This is a genomic window from Streptomyces sp. NPDC051776 (genome assembly GCF_040681345.1).
Classification (GTDB): Bacteria; Actinomycetota; Actinomycetes; order Streptomycetales; family Streptomycetaceae; genus Streptomyces.
Genome location: NZ_JBFAYQ010000150.1, coordinates 1 through 2275, shown reverse-complemented (window position 1 = coordinate 2275; position 2275 = coordinate 1). Strand labels below are relative to the sequence as shown.

1 protein-coding gene and 1 pseudogene are annotated in these 2275 nt (G+C 38.9%); both read right to left on the bottom strand.

All coding sequences use genetic code 11. The annotated features are described in order from the left end of the window. Nucleotides 1-207: 207 nt before the first annotated feature. Nucleotides 208-645, bottom strand: a complete 438-nt coding sequence (locus AB0M26_RS31810) for a universal stress protein (RefSeq protein ID WP_047687110.1) — start codon at nucleotides 643-645, stop codon at nucleotides 208-210. An 8-nt stretch (nucleotides 646-653) separates the two neighbouring features. Then, nucleotides 654-2153 (bottom strand): annotated as a pseudogene (locus tag AB0M26_RS31805) (Nramp family divalent metal transporter); the annotation flags it as partial. Nucleotides 2154-2275 lie beyond the last annotated feature (122 nt).

The following is a 2275-nucleotide window of genomic DNA, read 5'->3' as shown; positions in this document are numbered from 1 at the left end:
GTATCTGATCCCGTACACCCTGCGCGCCATGGCCGACCGAAGAAATGGAACGCTCTTCGGCTTTTCGGTGTCTACTGAAATCAAGGTATTAATGGTAATAACAGCCTAAGATATTTGGAGTTCAGAGAGAACGCGTTTGATTTTCAAACTTCGCAACAGAACCAATTTGTCCAAGATATTGACCCAAATACATATTATCTGCAATATTTACTTAATAACTGTAATTGAGATTGGAGAATTTTTAACCATATAAGTAGCATGCGAACCAAAATATCCTTTAATTCCATGCATTGATCGCGATCCAATGATTAAGATATCTGCAGATGTTGCTGGCAAAATCGTCTTAGTAATTTCCTCGGCCGGATCACCTTCTCCACTGTACAGCTGAATGTTTTTTACACCGCTATTTTCTGCATATTGTTTGTACTTTTCCAAATTAAGTGACAATTGACTTTGTTTCTGCCTCAAGTACTCAGGGTCTAACGCTTCATAAACATTCAGCTCTTCAATTTCTAAAATTGAGGCAATCAGTAATGCGGCTCCAGTTTTACTCGCTTGCTTTACAGCATATTGAAAGGCTTTTTGAGCTCCTTCTGATTCATCTACCCCAACTAAAATATTTTTAAATTCATCAAATCCTTCCATAGTGCTTCTTACCTTTCATTAATTAATTGATTATATTTTTTATTTCCTTTATACAGTTCAATAATTGTCCACGCTAACAGTAGTAATACTGCGACGATAATGACATAGGCAATAGAATCAGCTAGTACAAGTTGGCTTGATGTCACCTTTTCACCAAAAAAACCTTCAATTTGGCCGGGCAATCCAATCAAATTTAAATATGTCAATCCAATTACTGAACCCCATCCTATTATCCGAATAACTATCGAATTTTTAAACCGGCTTCCCATTTCCACCTCACTATTGGTCATCATTAATAATGGTACCATCGAAAATGGTAACGCAAAAGCTAAGAAGACTTGTGAATTATTCATTAGTGTATTTAACGCTGTGTGCTCCCGAATCGTTCCTTGCCTGCTTGTAATAATTACACAGATTAACACTGGGATAACTGAAATCAAACGCGTAATTAAGCGTCTTAGCCAAATTGGCATTCTCATATGAATGAATCCCTCCATAATTACTTGTCCAGTTAAAGTTCCGGTAATCGTTGAATTTTGTCCAGAAGCTAGTAACGCGACTGCGAATAATGTAGAAAGAAGACCTGATTTTGCAACGGTGATTAAAATTCCGTTACTCAATGTATCCGAATTTGATAAAGCCTCATACAACCCAAAGAATGATGGATCTTTCACTGCCCCTGTTTTAAAAACAGCAACTCCCATTATGAGCAATAAGGAGTTAACAAAAAAAGCGAGAGTCAATTGAATGTTAGAATCCCATGTTGAAAATCGTACAGCATTGGCGATTTCATCTTCATCCGTACGATTTATCTTTCGAGTCTGAGACACAGCCGAATGTAGATATAAATTATGAGGCATAACGGTTGCACCAATAATCCCTAATGCACCAGTTAAAGGCGTTTGACCACCAATTGAATGTGTAGAGGAGAACGTTTCACCAGTCGGAACCAATCCTTTAAGTACATCCCCCCAATTAGGATCAGACAACGCTACTTGATAAACAAACACAAAAAGAATTACAAAAATCAAACAGACAACTATTGCTTCAATTTTTCTAAAACCAACTTTCGTTAACAACAATAATATTAAAACATCAAATACCGTAATAAAGACTGCGACGACAAGCGGAATATTAAAAAGTAAATAAAGAGCAATTGATGCGCCAATTACTTCCGCAATATCTGTTGCCATAATCGCTAATTCCGTTAAAATCCATAAAATGATTCCTAGTTTTTTACTCGTTCTCGCTCGAATTGCTTGAGCTAAATCCATTTGACTAACAATTCCCAATTTAGCAGCCATATATTGTAATAGCATTGCAATTAAACTAGACATTAAAATGACCGACATTAATAAATACTGGAAGTTTTGCCCACCCGTAATCGAAGTAGACCAGTTGCCTGGATCCATATATCCCACAGCAACTAATGCTCCCGGTCCAGAATAGGCGAACAGGGTTTTCCAAAAGCCTTTGCCTTTGGGTACCTCGACAGTTCCGTTAATTTCCTCTAAAGAGGGACCATTCGCATGCTACGTCGAACGGATCGCGGTCGCGGGTGCGGGTGACAATGACCGCGCCGAGCACGGTGCCGCGTGCGACCAGCGGTACGAGCCGGCACGCGCCGACC

What these genes read in the sequence shown, in the direction of transcription:
- AB0M26_RS31810 (WP_047687110.1), bottom strand. Translation starts at nt 645, where the DNA reads ATGGAAGGATTTGATGAATTTAAAAATATTTTAGTTGGGGTAGATGAA.